The 5,507-nt window shown below is 46.2% G+C and carries 6 protein-coding genes; 5 read left to right on the top strand and 1 reads right to left on the bottom strand.

Annotated features, from left to right (window positions below; all coding sequences use genetic code 11):
* Positions 1-12 precede the first annotated feature (12 nt).
* Positions 13-135 (top strand): ATP-binding protein, encoded by a 123-nt coding sequence (locus BUC26_RS24610; RefSeq protein WP_425267093.1) that lies wholly within the window; start codon positions 13-15, stop codon positions 133-135.
* Between the two features lie 162 nt (positions 136-297).
* On the opposite strand, the gene BUC26_RS23290 is transcribed toward BUC26_RS24610, so the two are convergent.
* Positions 298-651: a hypothetical protein gene (locus BUC26_RS23290; protein WP_143166135.1), complete on the bottom strand. Its 354-nt coding sequence runs from the start codon at positions 649-651 to the stop codon at positions 298-300.
* Between the two features lie 64 nt (positions 652-715).
* On the opposite strand from BUC26_RS23290, the gene BUC26_RS23285 reads away from it, so the two are divergent.
* From BUC26_RS23285 to pruA, 4 genes are all read left to right on the top strand, one after another.
* Complete coding sequence (locus BUC26_RS23285; RefSeq protein ID WP_073379561.1) at positions 716-1,093, top strand: winged helix-turn-helix domain-containing protein; 378 nt, start codon at positions 716-718, stop codon at positions 1,091-1,093.
* Complete coding sequence (locus BUC26_RS23280) at positions 1,090-1,386, top strand: transposase (protein ID WP_244155936.1); 297 nt, start codon at positions 1,090-1,092, stop codon at positions 1,384-1,386. The genes BUC26_RS23285 and BUC26_RS23280 overlap by 4 nt, the downstream gene beginning before the upstream one ends.
* A gap of 361 nt (positions 1,387-1,747) precedes the next feature.
* Positions 1,748-2,443 carry a hypothetical protein gene (locus tag BUC26_RS23275; RefSeq protein ID WP_143166134.1) on the top strand — a complete coding sequence of 232 codons (696 nt, stop codon included), beginning with the start codon at positions 1,748-1,750 and terminating at the stop codon, positions 2,441-2,443.
* A gap of 1,081 nt (positions 2,444-3,524) precedes the next feature.
* A complete protein-coding gene (gene pruA, locus BUC26_RS22135; protein WP_073379555.1) occupies positions 3,525-5,165 on the top strand; it encodes an L-glutamate gamma-semialdehyde dehydrogenase in 1,641 nt (546 codons plus the stop codon).
* Positions 5,166-5,507: the final 342 nt, after the last annotated feature.

Raw genomic sequence — 5,507 nt, 5'->3', positions numbered from 1 at the left:
GGTGATCAGGGCATGACCGCCGCCCTGTTGGACCGATTGACCCATAAGGCCAAAATCGTCAACTGCCGATGGCAGAGCTACCGGCTCAAGCAGAGCCTGGAACGGGGGACCGCCCTTGAAGAGGAGAAAACATGAAAGAAATACTGGCCTATACGAATAGATAACGACATATTCGGGCGCGGTTGTCGCCCCCTCCTGTCACTCCGGTCGCCCTCCCGGCTCCCTCCATTACAGGACGGGGCGACAACCGCAAAATCTTTTTACAACTAATGCTCAGGGGTGGTCATTTTTCGGTTGTCATTTCGAGTTGCCAAACAGCGCCGCCGGCAGTGCCAGCAGGTGCTCTCGTTCCGCCTCGTGCAGTGCCGCCACCGACTGCTCGTGATCGGCCAGGACATGGCGACTGCCGTACGCCGGGTACTGGGCCAGCAGCCTGGCGTTGAGCTCTTCGATGCTGGCGGCCTCCGGCACTGGTACCAGATAGTTGCGCCGGGCATAACCAGCCAAGCCCTCAACGCTGCCTTTCTTGTTGACCGTATTGGGGCTCGTAAATCGAGCTGTAAAGCTGTGGTATGCCCGGAACGTCCGGAACGACACTTGCTCAAGGCGGTTCCTGCCCTGCAGAACCTTACGGACTGCCGACGTCAGCAAGCGAGGCCGCCGACACGGAGCGCAGCGAGTCCTCGATGCCGAGCAGGAGATAAGCGTACAAACCATGCTCGTGGACAAAGCCCCCAATCAACTCAAACTGCCGTTTGCGCTGTGGACCCGCGATGCCGTTCGCCTGGCGATCAAGAAGAAATCCGGTATTGAACTGCCGTTGCGGACGATCACCGACTACCTGAAGCGCTGGGGCTTCACCCCACAAAAGCCAGCCAAACGGGTCTACGAGCAAGCCCCGAAGAAGCTGAAGCAGTGGCTTGAGAAGGGTTACCCGGAGATCGCCAGCCGAGCGAAGAAGGAGAAGGCAGAGATTCACTGGGGCGACGAGACCGGCGTGAACAATGAAGCGTACAATGCTCGCGGCTTCGCGCCGAAGGGACAGACACCCATTGTGTGCAGCTCAATGCGACAAGAAGCAGCATCAATATGATCTCGTACATCACCAACCAGGGCAAAGTCCGTTTCATGCTGTATCGGGAAACAATGACCAGCCCTGTACTGATCAGATTTCTGTCCCGGCAGATCAAGGATGTAGACCGCAAAGACTTTTTGATTCTGGACAACCTTCGGGTTCATCACAGCAAGGTGGTTCGGAAAAGGCTCTCTGAACACAAGGAACAGATTGAGGTGTTCTACTTGCCGCGGTATACACCGGAACACAACCCGGACGAATACTTGATCGGGAATCTCAAGCAACGAATACGGTCCGGTTTACCGGCCTGAAATAGTGACGATCTGGCGGAGAAAACAAGGTCGTTCATGAAGACTTTGCAACGACGACCGGATCATGTCAAAAGTTACTTCAACATCCACTTGGCCGTTATGCGGCATGACTTCGATATTTAGACACCGGAGCAATAGCGACTTCTCTGCGGTTTAATTCCGAATAGCAGTAGGCATTTTCCGCAAAAATGGAAAATAGTAATTTGATCTTTTGAAGAGAATTAATCTTATATATTCTTTAACATATTAACATTTCACGTGTTTGTTCGCATGTTAACTGACGCGCAAAAGAGGAATATTTTTTGCACATGAATGCCAACTTCTAGTATAGTCACTGTCTTTATAAGTGGTACATATCTATATGAAGTGGGCACTACACCGAAAACTTTTGCATCTTAGCGAATTGCTTCACGCCTGTTCTTTGCAGAAGATATTTCTAACAGCAGAGGATTTCCCTGTTTTCAGCATTAACTCGCAACTCATTACTAGAGCAATAAAACAAGAGCTGCGTCCTCATTCTTTTGTTACTTCTGGTGATTGGGATATAAATAGTTGTGGTCCGATCGAGAAGGTAAGAGAAACCACATATACTACTATATATGATATATTTGTGCATAATAAGAATTATAAATCTACGGCACAATATGTCCAAATGAGAGACGGCGTTCAACTATATTTAGAAGGAAAAACATCAAAGCCAAGAGGTAGTTACAGATGCACGTCTTTCCAGGAAATTGATCACTACTTTTCCATGTTGCATCGTGCATTTTTAAGTATACGAGAAGATGGGTATAAAAGTCAGTTTGAAATAGCCATAGGCAGACCTTGCGACATTCAGCGAGAAAACGATGAGATAAAAGTGTTAATTGGGCGAACAGGAGAAGTGATTCTTGGCAAAGGTGGAACGCACAGAGTAATAATTGCCAAGCTATTAGGGATTGAAAAAGTAATTGTACAGTTAGTGGGCGTTCACGAAAGGTTTTTTCAGCGTCAGAGTATTGTTAGCAATTCATTGCAGTCTGCTATTACCGATTTCTTGAATACCATCAATCCTTAGAAAAGTATAATCGGCAGTCAAAGTAGTTAACAAGGGATGGTCAATTTTAATAGTGCCAAACTACATTTGAATGGTTTGGATATTGTCGAAAGGTCAAGATTGTTCAAGTACATTTTGAGATAAAAAGATAATGAAGCAACCGTTAGGTCGGATCGGGTCAGTGTTGCCCGGTGTGTAAGGTCGGATTACAATTCATACATCTGAATCTTTAGTCGAACTGGCACTTCGCTAAATTATTCGGCGAGGAGTTTCCCGCTTCTTGCCCCATCTCATTGTCCATCTATTAATTGCATTAAATGGACAAAAATTCGCGAAAGGGTTGTCACTTTTTGGGGCTGGTCTCGGTGATACCCTGGAGCGGTCGCAAGGGGTCAGCCCCAGCGTTGTTGCCAGCGCTCCACGTGCCTGTTGGGATAGGCTGCTCTTGACTCCGCTGCCGGTGTCAAGCGGATCGCCGCCAATGACTTACAGGCGACTTCCACAATCAACCTGTCTGCATGAGCTAGAACTCCCTCCGCTGACGAACCTTCGTTATTCATGCCGATTTTTTTAGTGGGGAGGCAATAGAGCCTTCTTAGTCGATCAGGTAGAAAATTTCTGACTTGGCTTTTCCGAAGAGTAGATCCCGATGTTGGTTCTCAATCCAGATTTTTGTCTTAACTATAAGTTTCACGGTGAAATCTTCGCTGATATTGAATCTTTCGTATCTTTATCTCGATGGAACAGTGATGTTCACCTATTCATATTCAATTGGGACGTATCCTTCAAGTACGATGATAAAAAACGACTGATGGGCAGAAGCAATGCAATAAAAATTTTTTCGGTTTGATTACGATCTCCAGAGATACATCATAACTATACTATCAGGTTTGCCATCAATACACTTTGAAATGAAGAAAAATGTGTCTGAGTATTGGAAATTTCTGGTTTCAGGGCTGCTGCACAGAAGAATGTAACATTAAGTTATTCTAACTCGTTTTTAGCGATAAGCTTTTTTAAAAACAAACCAACCTTTATAGTATTTAAAAATTTCCTACCAAACATTCGCACACTACTATTTTCCGTATTAGGAGGGAAAATTATGCATCTTATAAACAATGCTGTAATACAGGTTCCCGAACCAGTAAATGAACCGGTCTATGATTATGCGCCAGAATCAAAAGAGCGGGAAATGATAAAATCAGCTTTGTCCGAATTGTCTGAGAAACAGCTTGATATTCCACTTATTATTGGTGGTAAGGAGGTTAGGACCGGCAAGACAGGAGAGGTCGTAATGCCTCATGACCATAAGCATTTAATGGCTATTTATCACAAAGCAGGGCCGGATGAAGTGCGTTTGGCCATCGATACGGCGTTAGGTGTACAGAAAATGTGGCAATCGTATCGCTGGGAGGAGCGGTGTGCCATCTTCCTCAAGGCAGCTGAACTGCTGTCAGTCAAGTATCGTTACAAAATCAATGCCGGTTCCATGCTTTCCACCAGTAAAAATGTTTACCAGGCAGAAATCGATGCAGCTTGTGAGCTTATTGATTTCCTCCGTTTTAATGTCTACTTCGCTCAGCAGATTTACCGTGAGCAGCCGGTTTCTTCCAAAGGAATCTGGAACTTCGTTCAGCACAGGCCGCTCGAGGGATTTGTGTTTGCTGTAACCCCCTTTAATTTTACGGCCATTGCCGGCAACTTACCGACGGCTCCCGCTATTATGGGTAACACCGTTGTTTGGAAACCTGCCAGCAGCTGTGTGTATAATCCATATCTTTTTATGCGAATCCTGGAAGAGGCTGGGCTGCCGCCTGGTGTTATAAATTTTGTTCCTGGTTCTGGTGCTTCAGTAGGAGATATTTGTCTGACTGATCCCAATCTTGCAGGAATTCATTTCACCGGTTCTACCGCCGTCTTCCAAAAAATGTGGAAAATCATCGGTGAAAACATTGAAAGTTACAAATCATATCCTCGCATTGTTGGCGAGACAGGCGGTAAGGATTTTGTCTTTGTTCATTCGAGTGCCGATCCCGATCAGCTGGTTACAGCACTTGTTCGGGGGGCGTTTGAATACCAGGGACAGAAATGTTCTGCCGCCAGCCGTGCCTATATCCCGAAGAGCCTGTGGCCGCAGACCAGCAAAAAGCTCAAGAATGAGATTGGTAGGATTAAAATGGGAGCGACTACCGATTTTAGAAATTTCTTCAATGCCGTAATCGACAAAAACGCATTTGACACAATAAAAGACTTCATTGACAGTGCCAGGAAAAGCAACGATTCAGAGATCATTATTGGTGGAGGTTGCGATGACAGTGTGGGCTATTTCATAGAGCCAACAGTAATTCTCACCGAGAATCCAGTCTATAGGACCATGGTGGAAGAGATATTTGGTCCAGTCCTGACCATCTATGTCTATGACGATGAGGAGTTTGAGAAGACCCTGGAACTCTGCGACAGCTCTTCAGCCTATGGATTGACAGGAGCTATATTTGCCACCGACAGAGCTGCTGTCAGTACTGCGCTTGCCAAACTTGAGCATAGTGCCGGTAATTTCTATATAAACGATAAGCCCACGGGTGCGGTTGTCGGGCAACAGCCTTTTGGCGGCGGAAGGGCCTCCGGTACCAATGATAAGGCAGGCTTCTACACCAATCTCATGCGTTGGGTTTCCCCAAGAACTGTAAAGGAGTCCTTCGTACCCCCTACAGCCTTTGATTATCCTTTTATGATGGATGAATAACCGTTAGGACAGACGTACGATAATCCTATTGAACGAATAATCTGTAACCTAGACCGGATGTTCCAGACACAAAATGAAGTAACACCTTGATTTGCTGTTTTAAAGTAGCGATTTTAGAGAGAATTATGTAGGCATCAAATTTTACTCTATATATTTGACATAGTGTGTTATGTATGGTAAAAAGCAGGCATCATGCATATCCACCGAGTCAAATCAAAGCGCGGCGACAAGGTCTATACCCAGATTTTGCTTCGCGAATCGTACCGGGAGCGCGGAGAGCACGGCTCCAAAGTCAAGAAACGGACCCTGCTCAACCTGACTAAATATCCCGAGTCGGTTATC

The organism is Desulfofustis glycolicus DSM 9705, from assembly GCF_900130015.1.
Classification (GTDB): Bacteria; Desulfobacterota; Desulfobulbia; order Desulfobulbales; family Desulfocapsaceae; genus Desulfofustis; species Desulfofustis glycolicus.
This window is presented reverse-complemented; position numbering and strand designations above follow the sequence as displayed.

Coding starts and splice junctions, on each gene's coding strand:
- BUC26_RS24610 (WP_425267093.1), top strand. CDS start 13: ATGACCGCCGCCCTGTTGGACCGATTGACCCATAAGGCCAAAATCGTC.
- BUC26_RS23285 (WP_073379561.1), top strand. CDS start 716: ATGCTCGTGGACAAAGCCCCCAATCAACTCAAACTGCCGTTTGCGCTG.
- BUC26_RS23280 (WP_244155936.1), top strand. CDS start 1,090: ATGATCTCGTACATCACCAACCAGGGCAAAGTCCGTTTCATGCTGTAT.
- BUC26_RS23275 (WP_143166134.1), top strand. CDS start 1,748: ATGAAGTGGGCACTACACCGAAAACTTTTGCATCTTAGCGAATTGCTT.
- pruA (WP_073379555.1), top strand. CDS start 3,525: ATGCATCTTATAAACAATGCTGTAATACAGGTTCCCGAACCAGTAAAT.